This is a genomic window from Pseudomonas sp. PvP009 (assembly GCF_017832995.1).
Taxonomy (GTDB): Bacteria; Pseudomonadota; Gammaproteobacteria; order Pseudomonadales; family Pseudomonadaceae; genus Aquipseudomonas; species Aquipseudomonas syringae.
In genome coordinates this window covers 4581668-4596432 of sequence record NZ_JAFIBG010000001.1, presented here as the reverse complement: position 1 = coordinate 4596432, position 14765 = coordinate 4581668, and the positions used below count along the sequence as shown (strand labels likewise).

Here is a 14765-nt window from a genome sequence, read left to right as displayed (position 1 = left end):
CTCTCGTTCCCCACGCTCAAGTCTTACGGCAACTGATCATCCAGTTGCTTGTTCTTCCAGCTGTCATTGCCCGGCAGGATCAGGTTCAGGGCGATGGCAGTCACGGCGCACAGGGCAATGCCTTTCAGGCCGAAATCGTTCGGGCCGTTGCCGGTGCCGATCAATACGCCGCCAATCCCGAATACCAGAGTGACCGAGACGATCACCAGGTTGCGCGCTTCGGCCAGGTCGATCTTGTGGCGGATCAGGGTGTTCATGCCCACCGCGGCAATCGAACCGAACAGCAGGCACAGAATGCCGCCCATTACCGGCACCGGAATGCTCTGCAGCAGCGCCCCGAACTTGCCAATGAACGCTAGCGTGATGGCAAAGAACGATGCCCAGATCATGATCTGCGGGTTGTAGTTCTTGGTCAGCATCACCGCGCCCGTCACTTCGGCGTAGGTGGTATTGGGTGGGCCGCCGAACAGACCGGCAGCAGTGGTGGCGATGCCGTCGCCGAATAGCGTGCGATGCAGGCCCGGCTTTTTCAGGTAATCGCGTCCGGTCACGCTGCCGACTGCAATCACCCCGCCGATGTGCTCGATGGCCGGGGCCAGAGCGACCGGGACAATGAACAGAATCGCCTGCCAGTTGAATTCCGGAGCGGTGAAGTGCGGCAAGGCCAGCCAGGCGGCGTCAGCGATTTTTTTGGTATCGACCACACCAAAGTAGAACGACAGCGCGAAGCCCACCAGCACGCCGGAGATGATCGGCACCAGACGGAAAATGCCTTTGCCGAACACCGCCACGATCAGCGTGGTCAGCAAGGCCGGCATCGAAATCAGCATGGCGGTCTGATAAGGAATCAACTGCGCGCCATCGCCAGACTTGCCCATCGCCATGTTGGCTGCAATCGGAGCCATGGCCAGACCGATCGAGATGATGACCGGCCCGATCACCACGGGAGGCAGCAGGCGGTCGATGAAACCGGTGCCCTTGATCTTCACGGCCAGGCCGAGAAAGGTATACACGAAGCCTGCCGCCATGACGCCGCCCATGGTCGCGGCCAGACCGAACTGGCCCTTGGCGAGGATGATCGGGGTGATGAAGGCAAAGCTCGAGGCCAGAAAGACCGGCACCTGACGCCCGGTGACGATCTGGAACAGCAGCGTGCCCAGGCCTGCGGTGAACAGTGCCACGTTCGGATCGAGCCCGGTGATCAGCGGCATCAGGACCAGCGCGCCAAAGGCCACGAAGAGCATTTGCGCGCCGGATAGAATCGTGCGCCACAGTGGATCGTTGAACTCCTGCTGCGTCATCGGGTTACGCGTCCTTCTGCTTGGTGCCGAAAATCTTGTCACCGGCATCGCCCAGGCCCGGAATGATGTAGCCGTGTTCGTTCAGACGCTCATCGATGGAAGCGGTGTAGATCATCACGTCCGGGTGCGCTTGCTCTACGGCAGCGATGCCTTCGGGCGCAGCGACCAGAACCATGGCGCGGATTTCCTTGCAGCCAGCCTTCTTCAGCAGATCGATGGTGGCGACCATCGAGCTGCCGGTGGCCAGCATCGGGTCGATGATCATCGCCAGGCGCTCGTCGATTTCCGGGACCAGTTTTTCCAGGTAGGTGTGCGCCTGCAGGGTTTCTTCGTTGCGTGCCACGCCGACCGCGCTGACCTTGGCACCTGGAATCAGGCTGAGCACGCCGTCCAGCATGCCGATACCGGCGCGAAGAATCGGCACGACGGTGATTTTCTTGCCCGCGATCTTCTCGACTGACACCGTACCGGCCCAGCCTTGAATGTCGTAACTTTCCAGGGTCAGGTCGGCCGTTGCTTCATAGGTCAGCAGCGCGCCGACTTCCTGAGCCAGCTCACGGAAGTTCTTGGTGCTGATGTCGGCGCGGCGCATAAGGCCGAGCTTGTGGCGGATCAGTGGGTGACGGATCTCACGAATGGGCATGGGGAAAGGCTCCAGCGGGGCAAAAATCGGTCTAGGTTAATCTATTCGGCACTGACTGTCTTAAAGCACATGCAGTATCGTTACGAAGCTTCGACGTTCGCGGCTTTTGCAAGACACTCGCAACGTTAGTCCAGAATCACTTGCTCTGGCTTGAACGGATGCGTACCTTTGCCCGCTTTTCTCAAACTGCCTTACCTGGAGAGCGTCATGTCCGCTGATCTCGAGCATATCCGTCAAGTCATGCGCGAAGCTGACTGCTTGTACACCGAGTCCGAAGTGGATGCGGCCATTGCCCGTGTCGGCGCGCAGATCAATGCCGAACTGGCCGAGCGCAATCCTGTTGTGTTCTGCGTCATGAATGGCGGCCTGATTTTCTCCGGCAAGCTGCTCACCCACCTGAACTTCCCGCTGGAAGCGTCCTACCTGCACGCAACGCGCTATCGCAACGAAACCACCGGCGGCGATCTGTTCTGGAAAGCCAAGCCGGAAGTCTCGTTCATGGACCGTGACGTGCTGATCATCGACGACATCCTCGATGAAGGTCACACCCTGGGCGCCATCATCGACTTCTGCAAACACGCCGGTGCCCGCGCTGTGCACACTGCCGTGCTGATCGACAAGGACCACGACCGCAAGGCTCGCCCGGACCTGAAAGCCGACTACGTCGGCCTGCCGTGCATCGATCGTTATATCTTCGGCTTCGGTATGGATTACAAAGGTTACTGGCGTAATGCTGCCGGTATCTATGCGGTCAAAGGGATGTAAGGCATTCTGACGACCGCTTCTGCGAACAGGGGCGGTCGTCGATTGGCAATTATATGGAAACCCTCAATGAAGCTACTGATTCCCGGCGCTGTGGCGTTGGTGCTGTTGTCTGGTCTGGCAGTTGCCGCACCTGCTGCGCCGGTATCGGCCAGCCCCATGCACGATCAATACCTGCCGCCTGACGATCTGAGCCTGCGCGAAGGTGTGCCCGAGCAGCAACAGTTGATGCGGGTCACTGAGTACACCATCGTTGCCGGTAACCAGCGGCAGTCGAGTCAGCAGCCGATTCCAGTCACCTCGCCCTTGTCGCTGCGCCTCAAGGGCAAGTCGCTGAACAAGGGCGCGTCCATCTCCCAGGTGCTCGTGCACTTCGACGGCGGTGATAGCAAAAGCCTTAAAAAGCCGACCTATGATGAGCCGTCGAGCACGTTGACGCTTTATTACCCGTTGTCCCAGTACCGCGTGCTGGTGGACTTGCTGCGCAACGAGAAGGTCTATTGCCAGTTCCTCAGTTATGCCAACGGGCACATCTGGGCTGATCTGCACACCACCTCTGCACGTGCGCGTTGAGCGCGGCGCTCGCCGGAGGGTAAACTGCCCGCCCGTGAAAGTGTCTGCGACCTGCTGGAGCCTGTAATGCGTAAAGATAAGAAGCAGTTGATTGGCGATGAGATCGGCGATGAGCAGATCAAACTGTTCCTCAACTTCGAGCCGTATGATGCTACCTCGCCGTCGCTGCACAAGCTGATCAAGGCCTACCGTGGGCTGCGCATCAACGATTTCGAACGCTTTCTGGTGTTCTTCAAGGAAGCGGGCCATGACTTTGATGGCAAGGACGAGCATGGCAACGACTTCATCGCCCTGATCAAGGATCAGCGCAATGCTGATGAATACATCGAACTGATCGAGAAAGCCCGTACGTAATTGCCGTTTGACTGTCGTGCCAATGCTCCGCATTGCCAGAGCTGGACGCAGAGCGTCCGGAACTGCATTCCCACGCGGAGCTCTCAGTCGTTATACACACGTCCTAGAGCGCCCGGAATAACGGGCTTCCGAGCTTCTGCCCAGAGGGCGTGGGAGCGAACTTGTTCGCGAAGACGGTGTTTTAGTCGATGCATTTTCGGCGATTATACGACCCCCTTCGCGAACAAGTTCGCTCCCACGGCCTTCGGCCAGAATCAAAAACAGACTTGCGTATAACACTGAGCGCAAAGCGTGAGGACGAAAGCTGCAGTCACTTGCGCGCCTGATACGCCTTGCCGTAATGCCGCTCCAGTCGTGACTGCAACAACTCCAGCCCGATCGACATGATCCAGTACAGCACCGCTGCGGTGGTCAGCATTTCGATGTATCGATAGCTGGAGCGGCCGTAAGACTGGGCCAGAAACATCACTTCCCAGACGCCCATCACTGAAATCAGTGAAGAATCCTTGAGCATGGAGATGAACTGGTTGGTGGTCGGCGGAATGATCGTGCGCATGGCCTGGGGCAGGGTGACGCGCCAGAAGATCTGCGCCGGGCGCAATGCCAGGGCCAGTGCGGCTTCACGTTGTCCTGCAGAGACGCCGATGATGCCTGCACGGAAAATCTCGCTCAGGTACGCCCCGTAGTTGAGCGACAGCGCGATCACTCCCGCCGTGATGGCTCCGGGCACGATGCCGAGTTGTGGCAGACCGAGATAGATCAGCAGGATCTGAATCAACAACGGCGTGCCGCGAAAGAACGAGGCGTAAAAGCTGGCGATGCCGAACGCCACCGCGCTGCTGGAAAGCCGCGCGAGTGCCGTGACAAAGCCGAGTGCGACCGAAACCACGATCGAGCACACCGACACGAATAATGTCAGCGCCGCGCCCTGCAGAAAGCCGTTGGGGGCCAGATGCAGCCCGATCAGGTTCGGCAGCTTGTCGAGGATGATCGACAGCTTCAGGTCGAAGCTCAGGAAGAAGCCGGCGAACAGGACGAACATGACCAGCCAGGTCAGGTAAAGCCGTGTGCGGAAGCCGAAAACTCGCTTGAGCAGGCTCTGTTCGGCCTGCTCGGGTGGGCGCTGGGGCTGAAAGGAAGTCATTTGCTGATGTCAGCACCGATCCACTTTTGCGACAGCTTGCTCAGGGTGCCATCGATCTTCAGTTCGGCAAAGACTTGGCGAACCTTGGCGTCCCATTCCGGATCGTCTTTTTCGATGGCTACGGAGTTGGGTTCTTCATACAGCGGCTCGCCTGCCAGTTTGAAGCGCTTGTCCTGATCCAGGCGCGGTTTTGCGGTCACCAGATTGGTAAGTATCGCGTCCAGCCGCTTGCCGGCACCCAGCCCGAGGTCTTGAAAGGCCACGTTGTCGTTGTCGTACGGAGCGATCTGCACGTCTTCGAACGGGTACTGCAGTGGCTTGTCTTCGGCGCCATCGATAACCAGATTCTTGTTCAGGTAGCTTTCGTAGCTGGAGGCGCTGGTCAGGCCGACCTTCTTGCCGCTCAGGTCCTTGGCCGAATGGATACGATCATCCGAGGCGTTGACCACGATCACCGCAGGCGAGGCGTAGTACTCGACCGGGAAGTTGAACACTTCGGCGCGGGCCTTGCTCGGCGTCATCGAGCAGACGCAGATGTCATAACGGCCGCTCCAGTGGCCCGCGGCGATCACGTCCCAGGACGGTGTTTCGAGGCGCAGTTTGACGCCCAGTTTCTGCGCCACGGCCTTGGCGACGTCGACATCGAAGCCGTCCAGTTCATTCTTGTCATTCAGGAAAGAGAAGGGCGGGTAACTTTCCATGAGGACGTTGACCAGCTCTTTGTTTTTCTGCACGCGATCCAGCGTGGCGCCGGCCAGAACTTGCGTGGAGGCTGCCAGAGTAACCAGGCCGATGCCCAGCAGAGCGCGATAGTTCACAGATATCCCCTGAAAAAGTGTTTGTAGTTTGATGAAAGGGCCGTATTAAATACGTTATACAAGACTGACTCATAATGAGTTTTTTTCATATACATATAAGCAGATCACATATGAAGCAAGGCACAACTGTAATTCTCGATGGCGGCATGGGCCGTGAACTGCAGCGTCGCGGAGCCCCGTTTCGCCAGCCTGAATGGTCGGCGCTGGCATTAAGCGAAGCACCGGAAGCCGTCAGTGCGGTACACGCCGCTTATATCGAAAGTGGTGCTCAGGTCATTACCAGTAACAGCTACGCCGTCGTGCCGTTTCATATTGGCGAAGAGCGTTTTGCCCGCGAAGGTCAGGCATTGGCAGCACTGGCCGGGCAACTGGCGCGCGAGTCGGCCGATGCGTCTGGCGGACGCGCCCGGGTGGCCGGCTCCATTCCGCCGCTGTTCGGTTCCTATCGCCCTGACCTGTATCAGCCGCAACTGGCTGCCGACGTTCTGAAACCACTGGTTGCCGGGCTGTCGCCGTATGTCGACCTGTGGCTGGCCGAAACCCAGAGCTGCATTCTCGAAGCGCAGACCATCCGCGCCGGGCTGCCCAATGACGGTAAACCGTTCTGGCTGTCGTTCACCCTGCAGGATGAGGACACTGACGAGGTCCCGCGTCTGCGCTCAGGCGAGCCGGTCGCCGACGCCGCCAGGGCTGCCGCAGCAATGGGTGTCGCCACGCTGCTGTTCAACTGCAGCCAGCCAGAGGTGATCGGTGGCGCAATCGATGCGGCCCGTGAGGTGTTCACGTCGCTGAACGTCGACATTGCCATCGGCGCGTACGCCAACGCCTTCCCGCCGCAACCCAAGGACGCCACCGCCAACGACGGCCTGGACGAGCTGCGCGAAGACCTTGACCCGCAGGGCTATCAGCAGTGGGCGGCAGATTGGGTCAAGCGCGGCGCCACGCACATCGGTGGCTGCTGCGGGATTGGCCCGGAGCACATTGCCGTACTGTCCAGAAGCCTCTGAACGGCGCCTGAAATAAACGCAATAAAAAGCCCCGTGGCTGTTAAAGGCTCACGGGGTTTTTTGTGACAGCACAGCAGCAGTCGGGTCAGGCGAAACTGTGTTCCTGGCTGCTTTTCTCGACCAGTTCCAGCGCCTCGTCGTTCTGCGCGCTGATGCGCTCGTAGAGCGGCGCATCGGTTTCGAGGATCTTCTCCCGTGCCGGGAAAATCTCTTCGAGCTTGGTCGCCCATTCCGTGCGGGTTTTCTCCGGGAAGCAGCGCTCGAGCAGCTCAAGCATGATCGACACAGTCACCGAAGCGCCGGGCGAAGCGCCGAGCAGGGCGGCCAGCGAGCCATCCTTTGCAGACACCAGCTCGGTGCCGAATTGCAGGACGCCGCCTTTTTTCGCGTCTTTCTTGATGATCTGCACGCGCTGACCGGCGATTTCGAGGCGCCAGTCTTCGGCTTTCGCTTCCGGATAGAAGCGGCGCAGCGATTCCAGGCGTTGCTCCATCGATTGCATCACTTCGCTGACCAGATACTTGGTCAGGTCCATGTTGTCGCGCGCCACCGCCAGCATCGGTTTGATGTTGGCTACGCGGACCGACAGCGGCAGGTCGAGATACGAACCGTGTTTCAGGAACTTGGTGGTGAAACCGGCATAAGGTCCGAACAGCAGGGATTTCTTGCCATCGACCACGCGGGTATCCAGATGCGGGACGGACATTGGCGGCGAGCCGACGGCAGCCTGGCTGTAGACCTTGGCCTGGTGGTGCTTGACTACTTCCGGGTTGTCGCAACGCAGCCACTGGCCGCTGACCGGGAAGCCGCCAAAGCCCTTGCTTTCTTCAATGCCCGACAACTGCAACAGCGGCAACGCTGCGCCACCGGCACCGAGGAACACGAACTTGGCATCTATCTCACGCGTGCCGCCGCCATTCACGTCCTTGACGCTGACGGTCCAGCCAGCACCGTTGCGGGTCAGGTTGGTCACCCGGCTGCGGTACTTGATCTGCGTCCCTGGAGCGCTGGTCAGGTGGCCGAGCAGTTGGTTGGTCAGCGCGCCAAAGTTGACGTCGGTGCCGTTCATCATCCGCGTTGCAGCAATTTTTTCGTCCGCAGGCCGACCAGGCATCATCAATGGCATCCACTCGGCCAGCGTTGCCTTGTCCTCGGTGTATTCCATCGAAGAGAAGGCGTGATGCTTGCTCATGGCTTCAAAACGGGTCTTGAGGAACGAGACGCCTTTTTCGCCCTGCACGAAGCTCAGGTGTGGAACCGGGTTGATGAATGATCGGGCTGAACCAAAGGTGCCCTTGCGTGCCAGGTAGGCCCAGAACTGTTTCGAGACTTCGAACTGGGTGTTGATGTGCACCGCTTTCTTTATGTCGATTGAGCCATCAGCCGCTGGCGGCGTGTAGTTCAGCTCGCACAGACCGGCGTGGCCGGTACCGGCGTTGTTCCACGGGTTGGAACTCTCCGCAGCACCGGAATCCATCAGCTCAACGACTTCCAGCGTGATGCCGGGGTCGAGCTCTTTTAGCAATACCGCCAGAGTGGCACTCATGATGCCCGCTCCGACCAGTACTACATCAACTGCTTCGTTATGCGCCATTAACGCGTCTCCAAAATCTGCAGCACCAAATTGACGGCATACGATCCTGAGGCTGGTTGCCAGGTATTCGTGGGCTGGATCAAATGTCTACCCTCGTTTGCCTGGCCAGGATCGCCTCACCGATTCTTCGCAATTTTTCGCATCCAAAGCGCAGGTCCCGGTCAGGCCCGGTCATGGTTCATCAATACTTCATGAACGCATTTCCAGGCCTGCGAGGCCATTCGACCATCGTCAGGGAGCCCATTGTGCAACGGGCGCCTGTCGATGGCGTCAGGCTCCGGTCATGGAGGCGCAGTCGCGGTCAGTCCTGTTCAAGAGAGCCGGTTCAGACGCTGATGGTGCATGTACAAACGCGTACCTATTCATTTGCTCGCCACACTCTTGTGAAGTAGTGAAACCCGTTTTTCACGTCCTTTTGGGAACGCGAACCAAACCTCGAAATGGCTGCGATGACAGCGCTGGCAGGTCAGGCGCATAAAGAGTGAGGCGCTGGCCGGCGAGAAAGGTTCGATACGATTCGAGCATTCTTCACCTTTCATCGAGCACACTCGTGCGCAAATGACCTGTGTGGGCGGCTCTCTGTGGGCATTACGAAGGCGCTAATACGGCGATTAGCAGTGCTGCGAGGCCCGATCAGGAGACGTCCTTATAATCGGGGGGAGATTATAGCGATGAAATGGCAGGAATTGATCGCTTTAAATGACTTTTATTCGCTCTCCGGTCAGGCGGTGAGCAACTGGCCGCGCGCTGAGCGTTCGCTACGCTGCGTCATGCGTGCGCTGGCGGGCAGTGGCTGATTCAGCCAGCTGAGCCGTTGCTCGGTCACTTCGACCCATTCCACGCCGGTCGGACGTTGTGCGCAGTGTTTGAACGCACGGCAGACGCCCGCCTGATCGATACGCGCGTAGTGGCGATGCTGGGGGCGTGCAGTGAACAGAGACCGGAACAGATTCATGGCGCAGCTCCTGTGACGTGAATGAGCGTCTGTGCGATGGAGGCGAGTCTGCCGTGTGGATGTGACGCCCTGATTACACCGTGCCGGATGAATCTTGCCCTGCGTTGCGGCGTGAACCCCGATGCGTGGCGAATGTCCGAGGCTTAACGGTCAGTGGCCTCTGGTTAGCGGCTGTTACAGGCCGCTATACTGCGGCACATTCAGTGTCTGGCCCATGGAGAAATGAGCATGCTGCGTCGCATTTTGTTCGGTTTGCTTGCTGTAAGCAGTTTGACCCTGGTGGGCTGTGCCCACAGTCCGCAACAACTCAGCCCCACGCCCAAGCTAAACGCGCAGCTGGCGGCGGTAGGGCGTGGTCAGCCTGTGGTGGTGCGTGTCGTCGACGGCCGTCCTGGGCCGACGCTGGGCACGCGCGGTGGCATGTACCCGGAAACCAGCGCAATCAGCGTCACCGGTGCCGACATCGTTCCCAAGCTTCAGGCTCAGGCTGAAGCCGCCGTACGCCTGCTGGGCTTTACGCCGACCCAGGGCGGCAGCGCTCCGCAGTTGACCGTGACCCTGGCAGACCTGAAGTACCAGTCGCCGAAGGAAGGTCTGTACGTGACTGAAGCCACCATCAGCTCGACGTTCCGCGCTGACGTGCGCAATAACGGCCGCACCTACAGTGGTCGTTACGCCGCATCGCTGGACCAGCGTTTCGGTATGGCACCGAATCAGGAAACCAACACCAAGCTGGTGAGCGACGTGTTGAGCGACGCACTGACCCGCGTCTTCCAGGACCCGACCATCGGTTCGACCCTGTCGCAGTAAGCATGCGATAAAAAAAGCCCGGCCCCTGTTGAAGGGGCCGGGCTTTTTGCTGTTCAGGGTTTGGTATCAGGCTGCCTGCTGGTAAAAGTCCAGAAAACTCAAGCCCGTGTCCTGATCCAGATCCGGCAGATCATGATGAACATGCCCGCCCAGTGCGCAGTAGACCAGCCAGTGGCGGTCCTGAACATTGAAGGCCAGGCCATCGATCAACTCCTGCTGCTCATCGCTTGGGGCAATGAGATAAAGGCGATCCTGATTTTTTGCATGCAGCATGACAAGCTCCAAAGAGAGGGAAGTCCGTTTCTCGAGGAGCCACACAATGCAGGTGAAGTATGACGTTGGGGTGACAGCGGCAGAGAATTGTCGTGCAGGATATTTCGGGGGGTCATGACCACGTGTAGCCTGGGCATGACACGTGCTCGCCCGTACACCTATCGCGGTCCTCACGCACCGAGTGGGAATACCTCGGGTGACGCTCTGCGTCACGGCGCGTTGACGCGCTCCAGACTGGACACAGAACGTCCAGAAGTGCGTACCCACGCGTAGCATGGGCACGATAGGCGTTCCAGGTCTTAAAGCGCCAGCCCTGCCTTGACGCGGTACTGGTTGCGCACTGGAGTCGCGTATTGCTGAATCATGTAAGGGCGGTGCTCGATCGGCGTGCCTGCCAGGCGGCTTTCCCACTCTTCCCTGGCGCGCTCGAGTTCATCGGCCGGGAACAGCGCTTCAGCCTTCGGCACTTCAAGCGCCGGATCGGCATCGCTCCACTGCGCGTACGCCAGGTAATGCACCGGGAACAGCCGATAGCCGCCGAGAATCTGCCGATCCATCTCGATGGCCAGTTGCTTAGTGTCCTCGAAATGCTCGGTGATCGGCGGTGCGAAGTTCACATGCACACGGCCTTTATAGCCGGTGATCCCCAGGGCAATGCTCACGTCGTCTTCGCCCGGCGTCTTGGTGTAGGCGCCGGTTGTCGCACGAATGTACAGCTCGCGGGCCTTGGCGCTGTCGCACGGATCATACTCATAGCTGATCGACACCGGGATCAGGTTCAGCGAACGAATCACGTCGCCAAATGGCTCATCCTTGCGGCTCATGTGGAACATCTTGAGGATCGCCGACTCGGTACGGTCGTCACCGTCTTTGGCGCGGCCTTCGGCCTGAGCGATCCAGATCGACTGGCAGTCCTGGGTGATCGAGTGATTGATGTACGCCGACAGCAATTGATAAGCCGCCATTTTCTCGCGCCGCCCGATGATCGAGCGGTGCACGATGAAGCTCTTGTTCAGACGCATCAGGTCGCTGACGAATGGCTTTTGCAGCAGGTTGTCGCCAATCGCGATGCGCGGAGTGGGCAGGCCTGCGTGGTACACGGCGTAGTTGACGAACGCCGGGTCCATGACAATATCGCGATGGTTGGCCAGAAACAGGTAGGCGCAACCGGACTTCAGCTGTTCGACGCCGGTGTAGGTGACCCCGTCCGTGGCGCGTTCGATGGTGTGGTCGACGTAATATTCGACCTTGTCCTGCAGCGTGGCGACCGAGTCGATACCGGCAAACTCGCGGCGCAGCTTGCGTGCCAGGGTTGGCTGCAGCAGCCAGCCGAACGCGCCCGCCAGGCGTGGAAAGCGGAATCGGGTCAGAATGGCGAGAAAGGCTTTGTCGCTCAGCAGACGTGCCAAGACGGCGGGGACTTCTGCATCGTTGTAAGGTCGGATGGCATCAAATTCGCCCATCATGCTCTCTTGTTTGAATCGAATAGGGTAAAAAGAAGACGGATTTGTTAAAACTGCCTTCTGAAGAATGGGTCAATTATACGCATAACTGATCCCGGAGACCGTGATGCAGGAATTACAGAGTTACGACTGCCCTTATTGCGGCGAACCTGTCGAAGCCGTACTGGACCTTTCCGGCGGCGATCAACAGTACATTGAAGACTGTCCGGTCTGTTGCCGCCCGATCGTTTTCGACCTGCAGACCGACGGCGAAGACTGGAATCTGGACGTTCGCAGCGAGAACGAGTGATGCAGAAGATCTACGAGCCCGAGAACCTGATGGAGGCCGAGTTGCTGCTGGCAATGCTTGCCAGCGAAGGTGTCAACGCGCACCTGGCCGGTCGCGATCTGCTCGGGGCGATGGGCGAGCTACCGGGGCTGGGGCTTCTGGCACTCAAGGTCGAAGATGCGCAGGTCGCCCGCGCACGAGCGTTGATCACTGCGTACAATAGCGCCTCGCCCCTGTCTGGCGATGAGCCGGACGACTTCCCCGATGTACTGGTGTGCTGAGCACCTTAAAAGAGTCTGATTAGCCCCCATGTGTGGACGCTACGCCCTGTTTCGCTGGACCCCTGCCTTTGCCGCCTTGCCCGGTTTTCCTGCCGATCAGCAGGCGCAATGGAATATTTCGCCAGCCGACTGGGTGTTGATCATGCGTGCCGCCGAAAACGCTGATGGTATCGAACTGGTGCGCGCGCGCTGGGGCCTGACCCCGGCCTGGCTCACCGACCTGTCGAAAACGCCTGCCCACGCCCGCGCCGAAACCGTGGCCGAGCAGCCGATGTTTCGCGATGCCTTCACCCATCGCCGCTGTCTGCTGCCCGCCAACGGCTTTTACGAATGGCGTGGCACGGTGCGCAAGCGTCCTTTCTGGCTGACGCCGGGGGAGGGCGCCGCGCTGTTTTTCGCCGCGATCTGGGAAGCCTATCCGGTGCAGGGGCATACCTACCTGAGCGTCGCGGTGGTCACCCAGGCGGCTGCGACCCAGCGTCGGCCGTTGATTCTGGATGCCAAGGGTCAGAAAGACTGGCTGGCCGCCGACACGCCGCTGCCGACCCTGCAAGCGTTGCTGGCTGCCCCGCAGACGGCGCTGCGCGAACGGCCTTTGGCCAATCTGGTCAATGATCCGAAGCTGAATGCCCCCGAGTGCCTCACGCCGCTAAGTTAGTAGGGCAAGGCAAAAAACACCGAATCGGACAAATCCGATATCCGCGTTGAAGGACATCTGATACAAACTGGACACACCTGCGGGAACCATCCATCCCTGTCAAAGACCAAGATGCCAGTTTGCCGGTATCTGGCGCAGAGGTCTGCCCCGGGACTGACCGTTTCATACACAAGGAGATACACCATGCGTCCTTCATTTGCCTTCTGTGCCTTGAGCGCTGCGTTGCTGCTCGGCGGGTGTCAGGCAGTCAATACCACGAGTGGCGACTCGGTCGGTGTGGAGCGCAAACAGTACATGTTCAGCATGCTCTCCACGGATGAAGTCAACAAAATGTACGCCCAGTCCTACCAGCAGACCGTTGGCGAGGCGACCAGCAAAGGGGTGCTGGACACCACCAGCGCCAATGCCAAGCGGGTTCATGCAATCGCCGATCGACTGATTGCCCAGGCGCCCAAATTACGGCCTGATTCGGCGCAGTGGCAGTGGGAAGTCAACCTGATCAAGAGCGACGAGCTGAACGCCAACTGTGGTCCTGGTGGCAAGATCATTGTCTACAGTGGCCTGATCGATACCCTCAAACTGACCGACGATGAAATCGCGGCGGTCATGGGCCACGAGATCGCCCATGCCCTGCGCGAGCACGGGCGTGAAGCGATGTCCAAGGCATACGGTGTTTCAATGGCCAAGCAGGGCGCAGGTGCCTTGCTGGGACTGGGACAGGACAGCCTGGCGTTGGCAGATACCGTGGTCAACTACAGCCTGACGCTGCCCAACAGCCGCAGTAACGAGAACGAAGCCGATCTGCTCGGTCTGGAACTGGCCGCACGCGCCGGTTACAACCCGAATGCGGCGATCACCCTGTGGCAGAAGATGACCCAGAACTCCGGTGGTTCGCAGCCTGAGTTCATGAGCACTCACCCGGCCTCGGAAAGTCGCATCGCTTCGTTGCAGGCTGCGATACCGAAAGTCATGCCGCTGTACCAGAAAGCCGCTAAATCCTGAGTGGATGAGTCGCCCGTAGCGTTGCGAGGGTTTTCGCAACGCTACGGGCCAGCATCACACCCAGCCGCTGACTTGCATTGCCTTGTAAACCGCTACCAGCGCCAGCACGAAGAACGCGCAGGCAGCCAGTCGGCGGATCAGGGTCAGCGGCAGCTTCTCTGCGGCGAAATTGCCCGCCAGCACCACCGGCACATTGGCCAGCAGCATGCCCACCGTGGTGCCCAGAATGACCAGCCACAGATAGGAATACTGCGCCGCCAGCATCACCGTGGCGATCTGCGTCTTGTCACCGATTTCAGCGATGAAGAACGTGATCAGCGTGGTCATGAACGGGCCGAACTTGCGTGCCGTGCTGGCCTCGTCATCGTCCATCTTGTCCGGAACCAGTGTCCACAGCGCCGTGGCGGTAAAGCTGGCGGCGAGGATCCAGTGCAGCACTGCGTCTGACAGATAGCTGCTGAACCAGGCACCTACAGCGCCGGCTGCCGCATGGTTGGCGAGGGTTGCGGCAACGATGCCGGCAATGATCGGCCATGGCTTGCGAAAGCGCGCGGCGAGAACGAGCGCGAGCAACTGCGTCTTGTCACCGATTTCGGCGAGCGCGACCACTGCGGTAGGGACTAAGAATGATTCCAGCATCAGGTTTCCTAAGGGGCGGGTCAACACGGCTATGACACGTACGACCTCCCCGCCCCGGGTAAGGTGTTCGTGTCATAGGTCTTGTCAAACCACCGATCCGTCTGAGCGGATTCCGGGTCGCACGTACCATGGTCTGAGGACCAAGTATGTTGATACGTGCCGGACGAGCATGGCGCTCGTGGGAGACTACTCCCCTAGGACGGAGCGGATTCTGCCTCCG

At 59.5% G+C, this 14765-nt stretch carries 18 protein-coding genes and 1 riboswitch; of the genes, 9 read left to right on the top strand and 9 right to left on the bottom strand.

Annotated features, from left to right (window positions below; all coding sequences use genetic code 11):
- Window positions 1-23 precede the first annotated feature (23 nt).
- Together JOE29_RS19835 and upp are read right to left on the bottom strand one after the other, a co-directional pair.
- On the bottom strand, window positions 24-1301 hold the full coding sequence (locus tag JOE29_RS19835) for a uracil-xanthine permease family protein (RefSeq protein ID WP_029571743.1): 1278 nt from the start codon (window positions 1299-1301) through the stop codon (window positions 24-26).
- Window positions 1302-1305: 4 nt separating this feature from the next.
- Window positions 1306-1944, bottom strand: coding sequence for a uracil phosphoribosyltransferase (gene upp, locus JOE29_RS19830; RefSeq protein ID WP_003346127.1), 639 nt, complete (start codon window positions 1942-1944; stop codon window positions 1306-1308).
- A gap of 207 nt (window positions 1945-2151) precedes the next feature.
- Between upp and JOE29_RS19825 the strand changes: the two genes are divergently transcribed.
- The 3 genes from JOE29_RS19825 (at window position 2152) to JOE29_RS19815 (ending at window position 3633) form a co-directional block, all read left to right on the top strand.
- Entirely contained in the window at window positions 2152-2709 is a 558-nt protein-coding gene (locus JOE29_RS19825; RefSeq protein WP_003421702.1) for a hypoxanthine-guanine phosphoribosyltransferase, read from the top strand.
- Window positions 2710-2775: 66 nt separating this feature from the next.
- A complete protein-coding gene (locus tag JOE29_RS19820; RefSeq protein WP_003318213.1) occupies window positions 2776-3279 on the top strand; it encodes a hypothetical protein in 504 nt (167 codons plus the stop codon).
- A 66-nt stretch (window positions 3280-3345) separates the two neighbouring features.
- Window positions 3346-3633, top strand: a complete 288-nt coding sequence (locus JOE29_RS19815; protein ID WP_003318212.1) for a PA4642 family protein — start codon at window positions 3346-3348, stop codon at window positions 3631-3633.
- A gap of 310 nt (window positions 3634-3943) precedes the next feature.
- Here JOE29_RS19815 and JOE29_RS19810 read toward each other — a convergent pair whose 3' ends face one another.
- The gene (locus JOE29_RS19810; protein WP_003318211.1) at window positions 3944-4777 is read right to left on the bottom strand and encodes an amino acid ABC transporter permease; all 834 of its coding nucleotides are present in this window, start codon (window positions 4775-4777) and stop codon (window positions 3944-3946) included.
- Window positions 4774-5595, bottom strand: a complete 822-nt coding sequence (locus JOE29_RS19805; protein ID WP_210079786.1) for an ABC transporter substrate-binding protein — start codon at window positions 5593-5595, stop codon at window positions 4774-4776. Before JOE29_RS19805 ends, JOE29_RS19810 begins: the two co-directional genes overlap by 4 nt.
- A gap of 110 nt (window positions 5596-5705) precedes the next feature.
- On the opposite strand from JOE29_RS19805, the gene JOE29_RS19800 reads away from it, so the two are divergent.
- A complete protein-coding gene (locus tag JOE29_RS19800) occupies window positions 5706-6602 on the top strand; it encodes a homocysteine S-methyltransferase family protein (protein ID WP_004402690.1) in 897 nt (298 codons plus the stop codon).
- An 85-nt stretch (window positions 6603-6687) separates the two neighbouring features.
- On the opposite strand, the gene mqo is transcribed toward JOE29_RS19800, so the two are convergent.
- Together mqo and JOE29_RS19790 are read right to left on the bottom strand one after the other, a co-directional pair.
- Complete coding sequence (gene mqo / locus JOE29_RS19795) at window positions 6688-8196, bottom strand: malate dehydrogenase (quinone) (protein WP_074952801.1); 1509 nt, start codon at window positions 8194-8196, stop codon at window positions 6688-6690.
- 721 nt (window positions 8197-8917) lie between these two features.
- A complete protein-coding gene (locus JOE29_RS19790) occupies window positions 8918-9151 on the bottom strand; it encodes a hypothetical protein (protein ID WP_210079785.1) in 234 nt (77 codons plus the stop codon).
- 228 nt (window positions 9152-9379) lie between these two features.
- Here JOE29_RS19790 and JOE29_RS19785 point away from each other — a divergent pair, with 228 nt between their 5' ends.
- Window positions 9380-9961, top strand: coding sequence for a YajG family lipoprotein (locus JOE29_RS19785; protein WP_003346137.1), 582 nt, complete (start codon window positions 9380-9382; stop codon window positions 9959-9961).
- 66 nt (window positions 9962-10027) lie between these two features.
- Here JOE29_RS19785 and JOE29_RS19780 read toward each other — a convergent pair whose 3' ends face one another.
- Both JOE29_RS19780 and JOE29_RS19775 read right to left on the bottom strand, forming a co-directional pair.
- Window positions 10028-10234 carry a hypothetical protein gene (locus JOE29_RS19780; protein ID WP_003346138.1) on the bottom strand — a complete coding sequence of 69 codons (207 nt, stop codon included), beginning with the start codon at window positions 10232-10234 and terminating at the stop codon, window positions 10028-10030.
- A 299-nt stretch (window positions 10235-10533) separates the two neighbouring features.
- A complete protein-coding gene (locus tag JOE29_RS19775; RefSeq protein ID WP_024692321.1) occupies window positions 10534-11700 on the bottom strand; it encodes a 1-acyl-sn-glycerol-3-phosphate acyltransferase in 1167 nt (388 codons plus the stop codon).
- 103 nt (window positions 11701-11803) lie between these two features.
- Here JOE29_RS19775 and JOE29_RS19770 point away from each other — a divergent pair, with 103 nt between their 5' ends.
- From JOE29_RS19770 to JOE29_RS19755, 4 genes are all read left to right on the top strand, one after another.
- Window positions 11804-11986, top strand: a complete 183-nt coding sequence (locus JOE29_RS19770; RefSeq protein ID WP_003318204.1) for a CPXCG motif-containing cysteine-rich protein — start codon at window positions 11804-11806, stop codon at window positions 11984-11986.
- A complete protein-coding gene (locus JOE29_RS19765; protein WP_003346143.1) occupies window positions 11986-12246 on the top strand; it encodes a DUF2007 domain-containing protein in 261 nt (86 codons plus the stop codon). The genes JOE29_RS19770 and JOE29_RS19765 overlap by 1 nt, the downstream gene beginning before the upstream one ends.
- 28 nt (window positions 12247-12274) lie before the next feature.
- Window positions 12275-12904: an SOS response-associated peptidase gene (locus JOE29_RS19760; protein ID WP_003365552.1), complete on the top strand. Its 630-nt coding sequence runs from the start codon at window positions 12275-12277 to the stop codon at window positions 12902-12904.
- Window positions 12905-13087: 183 nt separating this feature from the next.
- Complete coding sequence (locus JOE29_RS19755; RefSeq protein WP_003346150.1) at window positions 13088-13906, top strand: M48 family metallopeptidase; 819 nt, start codon at window positions 13088-13090, stop codon at window positions 13904-13906.
- A 54-nt stretch (window positions 13907-13960) separates the two neighbouring features.
- Here JOE29_RS19755 and JOE29_RS19750 read toward each other — a convergent pair whose 3' ends face one another.
- Complete coding sequence (locus JOE29_RS19750) at window positions 13961-14545, bottom strand: TMEM165/GDT1 family protein (RefSeq protein WP_003408669.1); 585 nt, start codon at window positions 14543-14545, stop codon at window positions 13961-13963.
- A gap of 22 nt (window positions 14546-14567) precedes the next feature.
- Window positions 14568-14752: riboswitch (yybP-ykoY riboswitch) on the bottom strand.
- Window positions 14753-14765 lie beyond the last annotated feature (13 nt).

Excerpts from the sequence above, each read along its gene's own strand:
- JOE29_RS19835 (WP_029571743.1), bottom strand. The coding sequence starts at position 1,301 with ATGACGCAGCAGGAGTTCAACGATCCACTGTGGCGCACGATTCTATCC.
- upp (WP_003346127.1), bottom strand. The coding sequence starts at position 1,944 with ATGCCCATTCGTGAGATCCGTCACCCACTGATCCGCCACAAGCTCGGC.
- JOE29_RS19825 (WP_003421702.1), top strand. The coding sequence starts at position 2,152 with ATGTCCGCTGATCTCGAGCATATCCGTCAAGTCATGCGCGAAGCTGAC.
- JOE29_RS19820 (WP_003318213.1), top strand. The coding sequence starts at position 2,776 with ATGAAGCTACTGATTCCCGGCGCTGTGGCGTTGGTGCTGTTGTCTGGT.
- JOE29_RS19815 (WP_003318212.1), top strand. The coding sequence starts at position 3,346 with ATGCGTAAAGATAAGAAGCAGTTGATTGGCGATGAGATCGGCGATGAG.
- JOE29_RS19810 (WP_003318211.1), bottom strand. The coding sequence starts at position 4,777 with ATGACTTCCTTTCAGCCCCAGCGCCCACCCGAGCAGGCCGAACAGAGC.
- JOE29_RS19800 (WP_004402690.1), top strand. The coding sequence starts at position 5,706 with ATGAAGCAAGGCACAACTGTAATTCTCGATGGCGGCATGGGCCGTGAA.
- mqo (WP_074952801.1), bottom strand. The coding sequence starts at position 8,196 with ATGGCGCATAACGAAGCAGTTGATGTAGTACTGGTCGGAGCGGGCATC.
- JOE29_RS19790 (WP_210079785.1), bottom strand. The coding sequence starts at position 9,151 with ATGAATCTGTTCCGGTCTCTGTTCACTGCACGCCCCCAGCATCGCCAC.
- JOE29_RS19785 (WP_003346137.1), top strand. The coding sequence starts at position 9,380 with ATGCTGCGTCGCATTTTGTTCGGTTTGCTTGCTGTAAGCAGTTTGACC.
- JOE29_RS19780 (WP_003346138.1), bottom strand. The coding sequence starts at position 10,234 with ATGCTGCATGCAAAAAATCAGGATCGCCTTTATCTCATTGCCCCAAGC.
- JOE29_RS19775 (WP_024692321.1), bottom strand. The coding sequence starts at position 11,700 with ATGATGGGCGAATTTGATGCCATCCGACCTTACAACGATGCAGAAGTC.
- JOE29_RS19770 (WP_003318204.1), top strand. The coding sequence starts at position 11,804 with ATGCAGGAATTACAGAGTTACGACTGCCCTTATTGCGGCGAACCTGTC.
- JOE29_RS19765 (WP_003346143.1), top strand. The coding sequence starts at position 11,986 with ATGCAGAAGATCTACGAGCCCGAGAACCTGATGGAGGCCGAGTTGCTG.
- JOE29_RS19760 (WP_003365552.1), top strand. The coding sequence starts at position 12,275 with ATGTGTGGACGCTACGCCCTGTTTCGCTGGACCCCTGCCTTTGCCGCC.
- JOE29_RS19755 (WP_003346150.1), top strand. The coding sequence starts at position 13,088 with ATGCGTCCTTCATTTGCCTTCTGTGCCTTGAGCGCTGCGTTGCTGCTC.
- JOE29_RS19750 (WP_003408669.1), bottom strand. The coding sequence starts at position 14,545 with ATGCTGGAATCATTCTTAGTCCCTACCGCAGTGGTCGCGCTCGCCGAA.